The organism is Tessaracoccus luoxuelianae (assembly GCF_054483915.1).
This window is the reverse complement of record NZ_CM137013.1, coordinates 3,137,423-3,152,872: the sequence shown is the minus strand read 5'-3', so window position 1 is coordinate 3,152,872 and position 15,450 is coordinate 3,137,423. Positions and strand designations below refer to the sequence as shown.

General features: G+C 72.4%; 17 protein-coding genes. 11 read left to right on the top strand and 6 right to left on the bottom strand.

The window, feature by feature from the left end; genetic code table 11:
- The first annotated feature begins 25 nt into the window (after positions 1-25).
- Positions 26-397 (top strand): hypothetical protein, encoded by a 372-nt coding sequence (locus ACX1D1_RS14550; protein WP_459055087.1) that lies wholly within the window; start codon positions 26-28, stop codon positions 395-397.
- On the opposite strand, the gene ACX1D1_RS14545 is transcribed toward ACX1D1_RS14550, so the two are convergent.
- The 4 genes from ACX1D1_RS14545 to ACX1D1_RS14530 form a co-directional block, all read right to left on the bottom strand.
- Positions 394-1,050, bottom strand: coding sequence for a response regulator transcription factor (locus ACX1D1_RS14545; RefSeq protein ID WP_182781628.1), 657 nt, complete (start codon positions 1,048-1,050; stop codon positions 394-396). The two genes, ACX1D1_RS14550 and ACX1D1_RS14545, sit on opposite strands and share 4 nt — an antisense overlap.
- On the bottom strand, positions 1,047-2,129 hold the full coding sequence (locus ACX1D1_RS14540; RefSeq protein ID WP_182781629.1) for a sensor histidine kinase: 1,083 nt from the start codon (positions 2,127-2,129) through the stop codon (positions 1,047-1,049). The genes ACX1D1_RS14545 and ACX1D1_RS14540 overlap by 4 nt, the downstream gene beginning before the upstream one ends.
- A gap of 166 nt (positions 2,130-2,295) precedes the next feature.
- Positions 2,296-3,111 carry an alpha/beta fold hydrolase gene (locus ACX1D1_RS14535; RefSeq protein WP_459055086.1) on the bottom strand — a complete coding sequence of 272 codons (816 nt, stop codon included), beginning with the start codon at positions 3,109-3,111 and terminating at the stop codon, positions 2,296-2,298.
- Between the two features lie 40 nt (positions 3,112-3,151).
- Positions 3,152-3,805 carry a precorrin-8X methylmutase gene (locus ACX1D1_RS14530; protein WP_459055084.1) on the bottom strand — a complete coding sequence of 218 codons (654 nt, stop codon included), beginning with the start codon at positions 3,803-3,805 and terminating at the stop codon, positions 3,152-3,154.
- 212 nt (positions 3,806-4,017) lie between these two features.
- Here ACX1D1_RS14530 and ACX1D1_RS14525 point away from each other — a divergent pair, with 212 nt between their 5' ends.
- From ACX1D1_RS14525 to cobBC, 7 genes are all read left to right on the top strand, one after another.
- Complete coding sequence (locus ACX1D1_RS14525; RefSeq protein WP_459055083.1) at positions 4,018-4,692, top strand: energy-coupling factor ABC transporter permease; 675 nt, start codon at positions 4,018-4,020, stop codon at positions 4,690-4,692.
- Positions 4,685-4,960 carry a cobalt ECF transporter S component CbiN gene (cbiN, locus tag ACX1D1_RS14520; RefSeq protein WP_220489042.1) on the top strand — a complete coding sequence of 92 codons (276 nt, stop codon included), beginning with the start codon at positions 4,685-4,687 and terminating at the stop codon, positions 4,958-4,960. Before ACX1D1_RS14525 ends, cbiN begins: the two co-directional genes overlap by 8 nt.
- 142 nt (positions 4,961-5,102) lie before the next feature.
- Entirely contained in the window at positions 5,103-5,846 is a 744-nt protein-coding gene (cbiQ, locus tag ACX1D1_RS14515) for a cobalt ECF transporter T component CbiQ (RefSeq protein WP_182781633.1), read from the top strand.
- Positions 5,831-6,643, top strand: a complete 813-nt coding sequence (locus ACX1D1_RS14510) for an energy-coupling factor ABC transporter ATP-binding protein (RefSeq protein WP_370585683.1) — start codon at positions 5,831-5,833, stop codon at positions 6,641-6,643. Before cbiQ ends, ACX1D1_RS14510 begins: the two co-directional genes overlap by 16 nt.
- The gene (gene cbiT / locus ACX1D1_RS14505) at positions 6,640-7,239 is read left to right on the top strand and encodes a precorrin-6Y C5,15-methyltransferase (decarboxylating) subunit CbiT (protein ID WP_182781635.1); all 600 of its coding nucleotides are present in this window, start codon (positions 6,640-6,642) and stop codon (positions 7,237-7,239) included. The genes ACX1D1_RS14510 and cbiT overlap by 4 nt, the downstream gene beginning before the upstream one ends.
- A complete protein-coding gene (locus ACX1D1_RS14500; protein ID WP_459055082.1) occupies positions 7,236-7,361 on the top strand; it encodes a hypothetical protein in 126 nt (41 codons plus the stop codon). The genes cbiT and ACX1D1_RS14500 overlap by 4 nt, the downstream gene beginning before the upstream one ends.
- A complete protein-coding gene (cobBC, locus tag ACX1D1_RS14495; RefSeq protein ID WP_459055080.1) occupies positions 7,355-10,177 on the top strand; it encodes a bifunctional hydrogenobyrinic acid a,c-diamide synthase/histidinol phosphate aminotransferase CobBC in 2,823 nt (940 codons plus the stop codon). Before ACX1D1_RS14500 ends, cobBC begins: the two co-directional genes overlap by 7 nt.
- Before the next feature lie 2 nt (positions 10,178-10,179).
- Here cobBC and ACX1D1_RS14490 read toward each other — a convergent pair whose 3' ends face one another.
- Entirely contained in the window at positions 10,180-10,368 is a 189-nt protein-coding gene (locus ACX1D1_RS14490; RefSeq protein ID WP_459055079.1) for a precorrin-6A/cobalt-precorrin-6A reductase, read from the bottom strand.
- A gap of 151 nt (positions 10,369-10,519) precedes the next feature.
- On the opposite strand from ACX1D1_RS14490, the gene cobT reads away from it, so the two are divergent.
- The 3 genes from cobT (at position 10,520) to pyrE (ending at position 13,157) form a co-directional block, all read left to right on the top strand.
- Positions 10,520-11,575 carry a nicotinate-nucleotide--dimethylbenzimidazole phosphoribosyltransferase gene (gene cobT, locus ACX1D1_RS14485; RefSeq protein ID WP_459055078.1) on the top strand — a complete coding sequence of 352 codons (1,056 nt, stop codon included), beginning with the start codon at positions 10,520-10,522 and terminating at the stop codon, positions 11,573-11,575.
- Positions 11,576-11,811: 236 nt separating this feature from the next.
- Positions 11,812-12,621, top strand: coding sequence for a sortase domain-containing protein (locus ACX1D1_RS14480; RefSeq protein WP_459055076.1), 810 nt, complete (start codon positions 11,812-11,814; stop codon positions 12,619-12,621).
- The gene (gene pyrE, locus ACX1D1_RS14475; protein ID WP_182781638.1) at positions 12,618-13,157 is read left to right on the top strand and encodes an orotate phosphoribosyltransferase; all 540 of its coding nucleotides are present in this window, start codon (positions 12,618-12,620) and stop codon (positions 13,155-13,157) included. The genes ACX1D1_RS14480 and pyrE overlap by 4 nt, the downstream gene beginning before the upstream one ends.
- A gap of 34 nt (positions 13,158-13,191) precedes the next feature.
- Here the strand turns inward: pyrE and ACX1D1_RS14470 are convergent, their stop codons facing one another.
- Complete coding sequence (locus ACX1D1_RS14470; RefSeq protein WP_459055075.1) at positions 13,192-15,429, bottom strand: malate synthase G; 2,238 nt, start codon at positions 15,427-15,429, stop codon at positions 13,192-13,194.
- Positions 15,430-15,450 lie beyond the last annotated feature (21 nt).

The following is a 15,450-nucleotide window of genomic DNA, read 5'->3' as shown; positions in this document are numbered from 1 at the left end:
ATATGTAGGCGGTATGAAGCACTTGATGGTGTGGCTGGTTTGGGCTGCGGTTGGTCTGAGCCTCGGCTGCACGGCGAGCCAGGCTGCCCCCGAGGTAGCTTGGCGGGAGGGGGCGCTCAACGACGGCGGACCCACGGCCCTGGTCAGCGGGATGCTGCAGCTCAACGATGGCTGCCTGTACCTGACTGCCGAAGATGGGACCGACTATCTCCCGGTCTTCCGCGGCGCCCCGAGTTGGGCTGACCATGGTGCACTCGAGACAGAGCACGGTACCTTCGAACTCGGTCGGCCGGTTGAACTGACCGGCGGTGAGTCCGCGGCCTCGGCTGAGGTCTCCGATGACACGCACATCCCCAAAGAGTGCGATCTCACCAAGCTGCGCTGGACCGTCAACTAGGACGGAGCAGGACTATCCGGGCGGGGCGACTCCGATGGCTGCGTTGACCAGGAGACGGACTGTGCCATCAGCTGGGGGCGGCTGCTGACGCCCGCGCGCCTCATGAGGGTGCCGACCCGCTTCTTGACCCCTGACACCGACATGCCCAGCGCCTCGGCCATCTGGTCGTAGCCGCGTCCGGCGTTGATGGCGCGGATCAGCTCGTGGTCGACGGCGTCGCGCAGCACTCCGTCGGGGGCCGACTCCCGGCTGGTCACCCTGGTGGTCAGCCCCCGCGCCGCGTCGGGGGAGTGGACGAAGATCCCGGCGTCCGCGGTCCGGATGGCCGCGGCGAGCGCCTTGGCCGGGGTGTCCTTGTAGAGAAAGCCGCAGGCGCCGGCGCCGACCGCCTCGGTGAGACTCGTGGTGCTGAGGCTGGTGAGCAGCAGGACCCGCGGCGGGTCCGGGCGGGAGGTCAGCGCGCGGCACGTTTCCACCCCGGAGATACCGGGCATCCGGATGTCCATGAGCCACAGGTCGACTGGGGGCGCAGCCAATGCCTCGTGACCCCCCGCGCACTGGTGGACGACAGCGATGTCGTCGACGCGGGCGAGGGTTGCGGCGAGGTAGCTCAGGACGAGCGGGTCGTCGTCGCAGATCCCGACGCTGATCATGTCTGCAATTGCCGCACGGTCAGCGGCATCTCCACCAGGCACGTCCACGTGCCGTTCGCGGATGCCAGCCGGAGACTACCGCCGGCGAGCGTGGCGCGGTGGCGCATGCCGAGCGTGCCGAGGCCCGCGCCGGTCGTCCGATCAGGCGGCATCTGGTTGGTGACGATCAGCTGGTAGTCGACGGCGGACAGCTCGCCCACGATCGTGCAGGGCCCGTGCTTCAGGCCGTGTTTGGCCACGTTGTGGAGCGCCTCGCGGAGGATCTGCGCTAGCGCGCGGTCGATGGACGCATGCAGTGTGGGGCTGAGGTCTCCGGAGGTGGTCACCTCGTGGCCGCGACGCTTGAGCTCGCGGACCTCCTGCGCCAAGGTCTCCCGGAAGTCCGCGTCCGTCGGCGCGCTCTCTCCCAGCTGCATCATGCGGATGGTGTCGCGGAGGGCGGCCCCAGCGTTGCGGGCCCGCTCGGACAGTGCGGCCAGCGCCTCCGGAGATGCTCCGCCCGCGTTATGCGCGGCGTCGGCCTCCATCGCGATGAGAGTGAGCTCGCGGGCCACCGAGTCGTGGAGGTCGAGGGTGGCTTGGAGCCTGAGGTCCCGCTGGCGCCTGGACTCGGCCTCGGCGGCGTTGCGCGAGACGGCGTTGAGGCCGAATCCGACGAGCACGAACACGGCGTCCAGCGCGAACCACCCGAGGATCACCTCGAAGGGATTGAAGTCCTCCGCGAGCTTGCGAGCCGTGGCGGTCACCGACGCCGTGAACACGGTTGCTGCCATCACCGCTGCCTGGGCCCATCGCCCGTTCCTCAAAGCGGCGACGACAGGGAGCATGAGGAGATAGCCCCAGAAGCCGAGCAGGTTCTCGTCGACCGCGGCGGCCGTGACCGCCATGACGATGGTCAGCGGCGCCCCGACTCTCGGCCAGCGGACGGCCACCACCACCGTGAGGAACGCCGCGACGTCGAGGGCCACGATCTCTGGGGGCAGGACGAGGCGGGCCCGGGGAGCGAGGAGCTCTGCCGTGATGATCACGAGCGCGATGAGGACCTCCAGCGCGCCGCTCGAGAGTGCTTTTCGTCCCACGCCGTCATCCTATGGGTGGGCGACGCTCGCCTGACCAGCGGAGGAGCGCGGGAAGGTACTTTCGTACCCTCCCGGATGCATTCTCGGCGGATCGCGGCGACACTGCGGCTACGCCGAGGTCTTGGGGGGACCTCGGCGTAACAATCGCCCGCGTCAGGCGGACTGCTCAGCGGTGCGCGTGCTCGTCGATGAGATCAGCGATCAGCTTCGGCGACGCGAACATCGTGGCGTGCGGCCCGGGCACCGTTGCGAACCAGCCGTGCTTGAACGTGGCCGCCAACTTCTCGGCCCAGTCGAGGGGCACGATGGGGTCGTCGAGACCGCAGAGCACCAGTGTCTTGGCGTCGATCCGCCCCGCGACCAGTTCCATGTCCATCTGAAGCAGGTGCGGGGTCTGCTGGACCATGTAGGGCACGCCGGCTCGGAACAGATAGTCGTAGATCGCCATCGCCGCGACCTGCGGGGGCTCCTTCAACCCGTTGGCCATCAGCAGCCCCGCGACCTTCGCTAGCGAGCGGGCCGACGGCGTCACCACCGGCGCGATCAGGACGATGTGGTCGACCTCCTCGGGGAAGTCGGCCGCCAGCTGCGCCACCACCTGGGTGCCCATCGAGTGACCCACCACCACGGGATGGTCCAGGTCCTTGTCCGCCAGGTACTTGCCGACGAGGGCGGCGTGATCCGTGATGCTCAGGTCGCGGTCGGGGCGGGGGGAGCGGCCGTATCCGGCCAGGTCGATCAGGTGGACGTCACCGTGGTTGGCGAGCTCCACCGCCGTTGGACCGTACGAACGCGCGGACACGCCGATGCCGTGGATGAGCACGAAGTCCGGGCTCGTCTTCTGCGGGACCTGGCAGGGGAACCGGTAGGACACCATCGACGCGTCGCCATAGCCGGAGCGGCTGGTGTGGTACTCTACCGTGCCGACGTACTTGTTCCTGTACACCACCTCGTCGCGGGGTGCGTGGCGGCGGGCGGGCATGCGCCTCAGCGTAGCCCTGCCGGCGGCATGCCAGCGACTCTCAGGCCTGGCGCGAGGTGTTGGTCAGCTCGTCGGTGCTGGCGATGGCGTTGACGGCGGCGACGGTGAGGGCCGAGCCGCCCCGTCGGCCGTGCACGACGAGGTACTCGAGGCCCAGGTCGTTGCCGGCCAGCGCCTGCTTCGACTCGGCCGCGCCGACGAACCCGACGGGGATCCCGATCACCGCCGCCGGCTTCACCCCGGTCTCCGCGACCACCTCGAGCAGCCGGAAGAGCGCCGTCGGGGCGTTGCCGATGGCGACGACGGCGCCGTCGAGGCGGGGCAGCCACAGGTCGATCGCGGCCATGGTCTTGGTCATCGACTTCTCGGCGGCCAGCGCCGCGAGGCCGGGGTCCTTGATGTGGCAGACGACGTCGTTGTCGCGGGGGAGGCGGGAGGCGATGATGCCGGTGGCCACCATGGAGGAATCGCAGAGGATCGGTGCTCCGGCCCGCAGCGCGGCGTTGGCGGCGGCCACGACGCCGGGAGTGAAGGCCACGTCGTCGGCGACGTCCGGGGCGCCGGCCGCGTGCACCATCCGCACGACGACGCGGGCCACGTCGTCGGGGAAGCGGGTGAGATCGGTCTCCTCGCGGATGATCCGGAAGGATTCGCGGTAGATGTCGGAGCCGTCGGTCAGGTAGTCGTAGCGCACGCCGTTCACCGTAGTGGACCCCGCAATAGCGGGGGACGCAGGGCTCTGGTTGACTGGCCCCACACATTCACACCGCGAGGGGACCAGGAAGCCGGAACGAGCCGGCACGGTCGCGCCACTGTGGACCGCCGTCGGGCGGGAAGTCAGGAACTGGACCCTCACGGCCGACTGCCTGGGGCGCGTCATCCCGGGCGAAGGGACCTGAGAGAGCGATGCACATCGCCGAGGGGATGCTTCCCCCGTTGCACTGCGCGGCCTGGCTGGCTGCGTCCACCCCGTTCGTCGTCCACGGTGCCCGCGCCGTGCTCACCACGGTGCGCGAGCACCCGGAACGCAAGCTGATCCTCGCCGCCGCGGGGGCGTTCACGCTGGTGGTCAGCGCCCTGAAGCTGCCGTCGATCACCGGAAGCTCGTCGCATCCGACGGGGACAGGCCTGGGGGCGGTGCTGCTCAGGCCGCCGGTGATGGCGTTCCTCGGCACGCTGGTGCTGCTGTTCCAGGCGACGCTGCTCGCCCACGGCGGGCTGACGACGCTCGGGGCGAACGTGTTCTCGATGGCAATCGTCGGGCCGTGGGCGGCGTACGGGATCTACTGGGCGACGGCGCGGCTGTCGGCCCCGCTGTGGGCGTCGGTGTTCCTGGCGATGGCGGTGGCGAACGTCGCCACGTACGCCGTGACGTCGGTGCAGCTGGCGCTGGCGTATCCGGACCCGGTGAGCGGGCTGGGGGGCGCGCTGGTGAAGTTCCTCGCGCTGTTCGCGGTCACGCAGGTCCCGCTGGCCGTCGCCGAGGGGCTGCTGGGTGTGCTGCTGGTCGGGTTCCTGACGCGTGCGGCGCGCCCGGAGTTGGCCCGGCTGGGTCTGCTCAAGGAGGACGCCGGTGTTTAGCCGTCGCGACGTGTGGATCGGGGTGGCGCTCGTGGTCGCCGTCATGGGGGTGTACCTCGGCAGCCTGGCGCTGGCCCCCACGGGGGCGGAGTTCCTGGGCAGCGACGCCGCCGCGGGGGACCTGACCGGCGGCGTGCCGTGGCTCGAGCCGCTGTTCGCGCCCGAGAGCGCGGAGCTCGAGTCTGGACTCTTCGCCCTCCAGGCGGGCCTGGGCGGCATCCTGCTGGGCTTCGTCCTCGGCCGGTTGACGGCTCGGCGCGCGTCATGAGGGAACTCGCGACGGTTGCCGGGGTGGCCCGTCGTCCGAGTGTGAATTCCTGGGTTGAGTTCACCCACGGGAGTCACACTCGGGGCGCGATGCGCGGCAGCGACCGCCACCTCACCCGTCATTCGACGTCCGGCGCACGCCCGTGAGCATCCACGTCACCGCCGTCGACGACGCCGCCTGGGCAGGGCCCTGGCGGGCGATCCCTGTGGGGCACAAGGTGGGGCTCGCCGTCGCTCTGGTGCTGACCGCTCTGCTGACGCCGGCCTGGCCCGGGACCCTGCTGGTGGCGGGGGCGTCGCTGATCCTCATGCTAGGACCGGCCCGCATCCGGCCGGGTCTGGTGGCCGCCGTCGCGCTGCCTCCGCTGGCATTCCTCGTGGTGGGGGCGTTGCCGCTCGCGGTCGAGGTGGGCGACGGGCTGCGCATCACCGCCGACGGCGGGCTCCGGGCGGCGGAGATGCTCGCGCACGGCGTCGCGGGGACCCTGGCCGTCCTGCTGCTGGCCACTACCACGCCGATGAGTGACGTGCTGGGCTGGCTGCATCGCCGCGGCCTCCCCGGCCCGCTGCTGGAGATCGCCGCACTGATGTACCGGCTGCTGTTCGTGCTGCTCAGCAGCGCGCTGGCGCTGCAGGCCGCGCAGGCCGCCCGTCTCGGGGGCGACGCGCCCTTCAGTCGTCGGTTCCAGGCCGCCGTCGACGGCATCGGCACCGTCCTGCTGATGAGTTGGCGCCGCGCCACCCGGCTGCAGGCGGGCCTGGAGTTGCGCGGCTATGAGGATGCGCTGCCGACGCTACGGCCCGTGGGCCGCACCCGCCCCTGGGCCCCGGCTGCGGGGGCCGCCCTCGTCGCCGGCATCTGGCTGGCCTGCTGGGCGGTGGCGTGATGCTCCGGGCCGAGGGGGTCGTCGTCGGGTATCCGGGCGGCTCGGCCGTGTTGACGGGGGCGAACCTCTCCGCCGCGTCGGGGCGGCGGGTGGCGCTCCTCGGCGCCAACGGTTCGGGCAAGACCACACTTCTGCAGTGCCTGGCCGGGGCCCTGCCTGCCGCCGACGGCCGGGTCACCCTCGACGGGCAGCCGCTCACCCACACGCGGGCCGCGCTGCGGGCGCACCGCCGCCGCGTCCAGTTGGTGCTGCAGGACCCGGACGACCAGCTTTTCTCCGCCGATGTCACCCAGGACGTCTCCTTCGGCCCGCTCAACCTCGGACTCAGCGACGACGACGCCCGCGCCCGCACCAATGAGGCTCTCGCGCTGCTCGGCATCGCCCACCTCGCCGCCCGCCCCACGCACCAGCTGAGCTTCGGCGAACGCAAGCGCGTGGCGCTGGCGGGGGCGGTGGCGATGCGGCCAGACCTGCTGCTGCTCGACGAGCCGACGGCCGGGCTCGATCCCGCAGGGGTCGCCGACCTGCTGGCCACGCTGTCCGGTCTGGACGCGGGGATCGTGTTGGCCACCCACGACGTCGACCTCGCCCTGGCCTGGGCCGACGACGTGGCCGTGGTGCTGGATGGTCACGTGACGCAGGGGCCGCCGTCGCTGCTCGGAGACGAGGTACTGCTCCGCGCCGCCCAGCTGCGCCGCCCCTGGCCCCTGGAGCTCGCGGCCCGCCTGGGGCTCGCCGGCGCGCCGCGCGACCTCGACCAGGTACTCGCTCTCCTTCCGGATGGAATCCGCCAATGATCATCGACCCCGACGGCGCCCTGCTCGGCCGCACCCCCGGCCTCCCGGACGACGTCTTCGAACACGACGGGCTCATCACCAAGCGACACATCCGCGCGTCCGCGTTGGCGCTGCTGCGGCCGCTGGCAGGCGAGTTGCTGTGGGACCTCGGCGCGGGAGCCGGCTCGGTGGCTATCGAGTGGTGCCGGGCGGCCGACGGGGCCCGGGCGGTCGCCGTCGAACGGGTGCCGGAGCGGGCGGCGAGGGTCGCGGCGAACTCGGCCCGGCTGGCGCCCGCGGGGGCGGTTCGGCTGGTGGAGGCCGGTGTCGCGGAGGCGGTGGATGGCCTGCCCCGGCCCGACGCGGTGTTCATCGGCGGGGGAGCGACTGCCTCGTTGCTGGAGCGGGCGGTTGATGCGCTTCCGGTGGGGGGCCGGCTCGTCGTGCACGGGGTGACGGTGGAGGCCGAGGAGGTGTGTGTCGCGGCGTACCGACGGTGGGGCGGGCAGCTCGCCCGGCTGCACCACGAGCACGCCGCACCCATCGGCCGCCTGTTGGGGTGGACGCCCGCGCGCGCAGTGGTGAGTTGGGCGTACGTGGTGGAGGGGTCGCGTTGAGCGCGCCCACACGCGCGACCTGCGGCAGCGGCCGATCGTCGCGGTGCCTCGTCACGGAGATGGCCCTCGTCAAGCACCCCTTCCAGCAGGGCCAGCGCGGTCAGGCGGGCATCGAATGGTGAGCCGGCTGGTGATCGCGGCGCCGTCGTCGGGGCAGGGGAAGACGACGGTGGCGACGGGGCTGATGGCCGCGTTGCGGGCGCGCGGGCTGGAGGTGGCGCCGTTCAAGGTGGGGCCGGACTACATCGACCCCGGCTACCACGGCCTCGCCACCGGCCGGCCGGGCCGGAACCTCGATCCGTTCCTGTGCGGCGAGGCGCGGATGGGGCCCCTGTTCGCGCACGGTGCGGTGGGGGCGGATGTCGCGGTGATCGAGGGCGTGATGGGGCTGTTCGACGGGCGCCTCGGCACCGGCGGATTCGGGTCGACGGCGCACGTGGCGCGGCTGCTGGACTCTCCGGTGGTGCTCGTGATCGACGCGCGGCACACCTCGCGGAGCGTCGGCGCGGTGGCGCTGGGCATGGCGCGGTTCGACCCCCGCGTGCGCGTGGCGGGGGTGATCCTCAACCAGGTGGGGAGCGTTCGGCACGCCGCGGAGGCTCGCGCCGCCGTCGAGGAGGTGGGGCTGCCGGTGCTGGGGGTGCTGCCGAGGGCGTTGGACATCGAGGCGCCGTCGCGACACCTGGGCCTGGTGCCGGTGGCCGAACGCGACGACTCGAGGGTCGCGGCGATGGGCGAGGTGGTGGCCGAGCACGTTGATGTGGAGGCGCTGCTGGCGGTGGCCGTTGGGGCGCCGGAGCTGGACGTCGCCCCGTGGGATCCGGCGCGGGAGGTGTCGCCGCCGTCGGACCGGCGGCCGGTGGTGGCCGTGGCCGGGGGACGGGCGTTCACGTTCCGCTATCCGGAGACCGACGAACTGTTGGAGGCGGCGGGGTGCCGGGTGGTGGAGTTCGACCCGCTCGTGGATTCCGCGCTGCCGGAGGGGACGGCCGGGCTGTGGCTCGGCGGCGGGTTCCCGGAGGTGTACGCGGGGGAGTTGGCGTCGAATTCGCCGTTGACGGGGGAGATCCGGGCTGCTGTCGCGGGCGGGCTGCCGACGGTCGCGGAGTGCGCCGGGCTGCTGTACCTGTGCCGGAGCCTGGACGGTCGCGGGATGGTGGGCGCCGTCGAGGCGGACGCGACGATGGGGCCGCGATTGACGATGGGCTACAGGGTCGCGGTGTCGTCGCGGGACACGTTGCTCGGCCGCCCCGACGAGGAGGTGACGGGGCACGAGTTCCACCGCACGACGGTGAGTCTGGATGCGGCCGCGGGCGAGACCGCAGCTGTCGGGCCGGCCTGGCTGTTGGACGGCAGGGATGACGGTGTCGCGGGGGAGACCCTCCACGCGTCGTACCTGCACGTCCACTGGGCCGGCCACCCACAGTTGGCCCAGCGCTTCGCCGACGCAGCACATGCCCAGGAGCGAGTAGAAGCGGCCGTCTCTCTTCGCTCCCTGAGGAGGTCCGCCCGCGAAGCGGCGGGGACCGTCTCGAAGGGTCGAGAACCCAAGCCTGCGTGGGGACCTGGGTCACAACCCTTCGAGACGCCCGAGGCGCCTTCGGCGCCGGGGCTCCTCAGGGAGCGGGTGGGGGCGCCGGAGGTGCCTTCGGTGCCGGGGCTCCTCAGGGAGCGGGTGGGGGCGCCGGAGGTGCCTTCGGTGCCGGGGCTCCTCAGGGAGCGGGTGGGGGCGCCGGAGGTGCCTTCGGTGCCGGGGCTCCTCAGGGAGCGGGGGGAGACGGCGGAGCTGGACGATCCCGAGGCAGGCTCGACCCACCCGCGCGGCCAGCGTTCCTCCAGATCGGATCCCGACCCCCTGAGGGGGCCGAGACCCTGCCTGGAGGAACAGCAACCGCGCACCCCCGACCCGACCCGGCTCGTGCCCGGCACCGTGGACCTCCTGCACCACGGCGACCGCGACCTCGCCCCCGGCCTCGTCGACCTCGCCGTCAACGTCCGGGTCCCCGCGACACCCACCTGGCTGGCAGAGGAGATCTTCGGCGACGGCGATCTCGCCGCCTACCCCGACCCCCGCCCCGCCCGCGACGCCATCGCCGCCCACCACGGCGTCGACCCCGCCATGGTGCTCCCGGTCGCCGGCGCCGCCGAGGCGTTCACCCTCATCGCCCGCGCCCTCCCCGGCGACGCGCTGGTCGTCCACCCGCAGTTCACCGAGCCTGAGGCGGCGCTGCGGGCCGCCGGCCGCGACCCCCGCCGCCACCTGCTCCGGCCCGACACCGGCTTCCGGCTCGTCCCCTCCCAGGTTCCGGCGGCGGACCTGATCATCGTCGGCAACCCCACCAACCCCACCGGCGTCCTCCACCTCGCGGCGGACCTCGCCGCGCTCCCGGCCGGGATTCTCGTCGTCGACGAGGCCTTCATGGACGCGATCCCTGGCGAAACCGAGACCCTCATCGCGCCCACGATGCCGGGGCGCCTCGTGCTGCGCTCGCTCACGAAGACCTGGGGGCTAGCAGGCCTGCGGGTGGGTTACGTGATCGGCGACCCGGCCCTCATCGCGCTCCTGGCTGCCCAGCAACCGCCGTGGTCGGTGTCCACACCCGCGATTCGCGCGTCCGTGGCCTGCACCTCCCCGCGCGCCTCCGCCGAGGCCTCCCGCCTCGCGGAGGAGGCCGCACGGGCCAGAGCGGATCTCGCCGCGCGCCTCACGGACGCGGGACTTGCCGTCGTCCATGGTCACGCGCCATTTGTGCTGGCCGACGCCTCGGCGCTGTCGCCGATGTCGCTGCGGGAGCCGCTTGCCGAACGCGGATTCGCCGTGCGGCGCGGAGAGACGTTCCCCGGCCTCGGCCCCACCTGGCTGCGGTTCGCCGTTCGCACCCCCGACGTCCACCGTCGGTTGGCCGCAGCCTTCTCCGCCCTCAACGGCCGGCTGTGACGTCAGCCCAGCCAGGCCAGGGCGGCCGCGACATCGGCTACCTCGGGCACCCCCAAGGGCGACGCAGGACGCCGGATCATCACGACGGCGGCGCCCCGCTCGGCGGCCACAGCCAGTTTCGCGTCGGTGTGCGGGCCGCGGGCGTCCTTGGTCACCAGCACGTCGACCCCTCCGAAGCCTCCGATCCGCACCTCTCCCGCCACGAGGGGGGGGCGCGGGTCCGGCCGGCCAACGAGAGCACCGCATCGCGTCCCACCAACACCTCGGCCAGCCGTCAGCCCTCCGCGGTGCCACCAAGGATCAGAATCACCAGCCCATCCAACCATCGAAGACAAGGACGCCATGACCCTCCTCGACGACACCCTCGCCGCCCTCCGCCCCGCCTCCGCCGACGCCTTGGCGGCGGCCCGCGCCAGGCAGTTGACCCTCACCAAGCCCGCCGGGAGCCTCGGCCGGCTGGAGGAGATCGGCAACCGGCTCGCGGCCATCGCCGACGCCTGCCCGCCCCCGCTGCCCGAGCACGCCGTCATCGGCCTGTTCGCCGGCGACCACGGCGTCTGCGTGCAGGGCATCAGCCCCTGGCCGCAGGAGGTCACGGTCCAGATGGCGCTCAACATCGCCTCGGGCGGCGCGGCCATCAACGCCATCGCCCGCCAGGTGGGGGCCGACGTGTGGGTCACGGATGTGGGTGTCGCGGTGGAGGTGCCGGAGCACCCCGGGATCCGCGCCCGCAAGGTCCGGTCCGGGACCCGCGACTTCTCCGTCGAGCCGGCCCTCACGCTCGATGAGGCCCGGGCGGCCCTCGAGGTGGGCATCGAGGCGGCCAACGAGGCCATCGACGGCGGCGCCGACATCCTCCTCACCGGCGAGATGGGCATCGGGAACACCACGCCCGCCAGCGCGCTGATCGCCGCGTTCTCGGGCCTTCCCGTGACCTCCGTGACGGGCCGCGGGGCCGGCGCCGGCGACGACATGCTGAGCAGGAAGATCGCCGTGATCGAGGGCGCGTTGGCCCTGCACCGCCCGGACCCCGCGGACCCGCTGGGGGTCCTGGCCGCAGTCGGCGGGCTCGAGCACGCAGCCCTGGCGGGCTTCATCCTCGGCGCGGCGGCGCGCCGGGTGCCGGTGATCATCGACGGGGTGATCGCGGCATCGGCGGCGTGTGTCGCGGCGGGTTTCGACGAGGCGGTGACCGGATACCTGATCGCGGGTCACGCGGGCGTCGAGCCCGGCATCAAGGCGGCGCTCACGTGGCTGGACCTGCAGCCGCTCGTGGACCTGGATCTCCGCCTCGGCGAGGGCACCGGCGCCGCGCTGGCGTTGCCGACGGTCCAGGCGGCCGCGCGCATCCTGCGGGAGATGGCGACGTTCGACTCCGCGGGTGTCGCGGAGGGGTGACGGGCGCTACCCTCACCGCTCTCCCCTCGGCCCGAGGCGCCCAAGCGCGGAGACGGGACCCCAGTGCCGGTCACCCCACCTCCTCCTGAGCGTGAAGCCTCGAACTCGCGTCCCGCTTCCGCGGCCGTCGCGCCTGACTCCTGGCCTCTACCGTGCGGCGGCCTTGAATCGCTCGATGTGGTTGGCGCCTGGGAGCGGGACCACCACGGCGGGCCGGTTAGGGAAGAATGGCGCGCATGGAAGCGAAGCGGGCCGCCGGCGAGGGCGAGGGTGACGAGCCTGCGGTCGCTGCTGAGCGAGACGGCTCGGGCAAGCCCGTCAGCCCATCCCGTGCCGTCGAGCCCGAGTCGGACCAGGCAGGGCCTGAGCAGCCGTCCCGCGGCGCCGAGCCGCGGCGTCGCGTGTCGCCACTGGCGGTCGTCGGGCTCGTCCTCCTCTCCGCGACACTCGCCGTCAGCGGATTCCTCGGCTGGCAGGTCTTCGGCACCACGTGGCTCGCCCGGAGCGCCGCCGCCGAGAGCGTGGCCCAACTCCGCGAGCAGTGGGCCACCGCGACACCTACGCCACCCGCCGAGGAGGGTGAACTCCCCGCGGAATTGGCCCCCGCCCCTGGGGAACTGGCCTGGATCCTGCGCCTCCCGGGACAGAACCTCGAATGGCCGATCGCCGCAGGAGTGGACGAAGACCTGCTCACAGAGGCCGTCGGCTGGTACCCGTCGACGGCGCTCCCGGGGCAGGTCGGCAATGTCGCGCTCGCCGGGCTCATGCTCACGCACGGCGCGCCCTTCGCGGACCTGCTCAGCCTCGAGGTGGACGACGAGGTGGTCATCGAGACGGCCCTCGCCATCTACACCTACCGGATCACGCTCCCGCCCTCCCAGTTGACCGTCCACCGCGACGACTCCTGGGTCCTCGAGCCCGTCCCCGGGAAACCCGACCTCGCGCCCACCGAGGCCATCCTCACCCTGACCACCCACGAAGACCTCATCGACACCCCGGACCGCGCCGTCGGTTTCGGCGTCCTGGACACAACGGAGATGAAATGACAGACCGCAGCGAACTCATCGGACACATCAAGGCCCTCGCCGTCGTGCACGGCAAGGTCACGCTGGCGTCCGGCAAAGAGGCCGACTACTACATCGACATGCGCCGCGTCACCCTCGACGGCGCCGCCTCGCCCCTGGTGGGACGCGTGATGAACGAGCTGGTCGCGGACCTGGACTTCGACGCCGTCGGCGGGCTCACGCTTGGCGCCGACCCCGTCGCCACCGCCATGCTGCACGCCAAGGCCGCCGAGGGGGGCCGGCTCGACGCCTTCGTCGTGCGCAAGTCCGCCAAGGGGCACGGAATGCAGCGCCGGATCGAGGGCACCGAGGTGGCGGGTCGCCGCGTGCTCGTGGTCGAGGACACCTCCACGACGGGGGGCTCGGCCCTCACCGCCGTCGAGGCCGTGCGCGAGGCCGGGGGCGAGGTGGTCGCGGTGGCAGTGGTGGTGGACCGTGGGACCGGCGCCGCCGAGAAGGTCGGCGACGCCGGTCTGGAGTACCGCTACGCGGTGGATCTGGCGGACCTCGGCCTCTGAGCCGTCGCTCCCTCAGCTCAGGGATCGGATGGCCTCAGCCGAGCCCGTATCGCGCCTTGTACTCGCGGCGCCGCGCGTGGAGGATCGGCTCGGTGTAGCCCGACGGCGACCACGCGCCCTGGATCACCAGGTCCCTCGCCGCGCACCACGCGATCGAGTCCTCGAACGCCCCTCCGCCCGCGACACCCGGCGACATCGGCCGGTAGGCCGGATCGTCGGCGTTCTGGGCGTCGACCACCCGCGCCATCCGCTTCAGCGCCTCGACGACGAACCCCTCGGTGACGATGCCGTGCCGGATCCAGTTAGCCAGCATCTGGGAGCTGATCCGGCAGGTGGCCCGGTCCTCCATGAGCGAGGTGTCGGTGATGTCGGGCACCTTCGAGCACCCGACGCCCTGGTCGATCCAGCGGACGACGTAGCCCAGGATGGACTGGCACGAGTTGTCCACCTCCTGCTGCCGCTCCTCGGCGGTCCACCGGGTGCTGGGCGCCAGTGGGATCTCGAGCAGCTGATCCAGCGACGCCCGCCGCCCACGCTCCGCGATCTCGTCCAGCCGCCCCCGCGCGTCGACGCGGTGGTAGTGGGTGGCGTGCAGTGTCGCGGCGGTCGGGGAGGGGACCCACGCGGTGGTCGCCCCCGAGGAGGGATGAGCGATCTTCTCGGCCACCATGTCCGCCATCAGGTCCGTCTTCGCCCACATGCCCTTGCCGATCTGCGCCCGGCCCGGCAGGCCGCAGGCGATGCCGACGTCGACGTTCCAGTCCTCGTAGGCCTGCATCCAGGCGGCCTGCTTCATCTCCGCCTTGCGGATCATTGGCCCGGCCTCCATCGAAGTGTGGATCTCGTCGCCGGTGCGGTCCAGGAAGCCGGTGTTGATGAAGATGATCCGGTCCGCCGCCTCCGCAATGCAGGCCGCGAGGTTGAGGGTGGTGCGCCGCTCCTCGTCCATGATCCCCATCTTCAGCGTGGTGCGGGGCAGGCCCAGCACGTCCTCGACGGCGGCGAACAGGTCGCTGGTGAAGGCCACCTCGGCCGGCCCGTGCTGCTTGGGCTTGACGATGTAGATCGATCCCGTGCGTGAGTTGCGCCGCGGGTTGTGCGACGACAGCCCCGGGATGGCGCACAGGCTGGTGACCAGTGCGTCGAGGATGCCCTCGGGGAGCTCGCGGCCCTCGGAGTCGAGGACGGCGGGTGTGGTCATCAGGTGCCCCACGTTGCGGCACAGCATCAGCGCCCGCCCGTGCAGGGTGAGCTCCCCGCCGTCGGCCCGGGTGAAGGTGCGGTCGTCGGCCAGGGTCCGGAGGAACGAGTGCCCGCCCTTCTCCATCTCCTCCGAGGCGGTGCCTGCGTTGAGCTCGAGCCAGGTGCGGTAGCCGATCGCCTTGTCGGGGCCGTCGACGGTGGACACCGAGTCCTCGAAGTCCATGATCGCGGTGACGGCGGACTCCAGGACGATGTCGTCGATCCCAGCCAGGTCTGAGCGGCCGATCGGCCCGGTGGGGTCGATCCGAAGCTCGATGTGGAGGCCGTTGTTCTCGATCAGGATGGCCGACGGCGACTCCGCCGGACCGCGGCAGCCCACGTACGCCCACGGCGTCGCCAGCCCGACGGTCTCGCCCGAGCCGAGCGTCGCCCGCAGCTCCTTCCCCGCCCCGTAGCTCACCACCTCGCTGTGGGAGCCCGAGGCCAGGGGGGCCGCGCGGTCCAGGAACTCCCTAGCCCACGCGATGACCCGCTGGCCGCGCGCCGGGTTGTACCTGGCCCCCCGGCCCGCCCCTCCGTCGTCGCTGATGGCGTCGGTGCCGTACAGCGCGTCATACAGCGAGCCCCACCGGGCGTTGGCGGCGTTGATCGCGAACCTGCGGTTGGTGACCGGGACCACCAACTGCGGGCCCGCCATCTCCGCGATCTCCGCGTCCACGTTCGTGGTGCGGGCCCGGACCCCGGTGGGCTCGTCGAGCAGGTACCCGATCTCCCGCAGCAGCGCCCGGTAGTGCGGCGCATACGGGGTGCCGGGGGTGGCGCGATGGAAGGCGTCGATGGCGCCCTGCATCCGGTCCCGCTCATCGAGGAGGCCGCGGTTGCGCTCGGAGAACTCCCCGAAGACGCGCTCGAAGCCGGCCCAGAACCGCTCGCGGTCCACCCCGGCCACGGGCAGTGCCTCGCGGTCCAGGAAGTCCACGAGCGTCCGGTCCACCCACAGGCGCCCGACGGGGGCGTGGGTCTCCGACGGGGGGTGGGGCTGGGTGGGGGCGGTGAGTGTCATCGTCATGGGAGTGCTCCTTGCTTGAGT

Bases quoted from the DNA above. Each gene is read 5' to 3' on its own strand.
- ACX1D1_RS14480 (WP_459055076.1), top strand. From the start codon at position 11,812: ATGGAAGCGAAGCGGGCCGCCGGCGAGGGCGAGGGTGACGAGCCTGCG.
- ACX1D1_RS14525 (WP_459055083.1), top strand. From the start codon at position 4,018: ATGCACATCGCCGAGGGGATGCTTCCCCCGTTGCACTGCGCGGCCTGG.
- cbiT (WP_182781635.1), top strand. From the start codon at position 6,640: ATGATCATCGACCCCGACGGCGCCCTGCTCGGCCGCACCCCCGGCCTC.
- pyrE (WP_182781638.1), top strand. From the start codon at position 12,618: ATGACAGACCGCAGCGAACTCATCGGACACATCAAGGCCCTCGCCGTC.
- cobBC (WP_459055080.1), top strand. From the start codon at position 7,355: ATGGTGAGCCGGCTGGTGATCGCGGCGCCGTCGTCGGGGCAGGGGAAG.
- cobT (WP_459055078.1), top strand. From the start codon at position 10,520: ATGACCCTCCTCGACGACACCCTCGCCGCCCTCCGCCCCGCCTCCGCC.
- ACX1D1_RS14550 (WP_459055087.1), top strand. From the start codon at position 26: ATGGTGTGGCTGGTTTGGGCTGCGGTTGGTCTGAGCCTCGGCTGCACG.
- ACX1D1_RS14545 (WP_182781628.1), bottom strand. From the start codon at position 1,050: ATGATCAGCGTCGGGATCTGCGACGACGACCCGCTCGTCCTGAGCTAC.
- ACX1D1_RS14535 (WP_459055086.1), bottom strand. From the start codon at position 3,111: ATGCCCGCCCGCCGCCACGCACCCCGCGACGAGGTGGTGTACAGGAAC.
- ACX1D1_RS14470 (WP_459055075.1), bottom strand. From the start codon at position 15,429: ATGACGATGACACTCACCGCCCCCACCCAGCCCCACCCCCCGTCGGAG.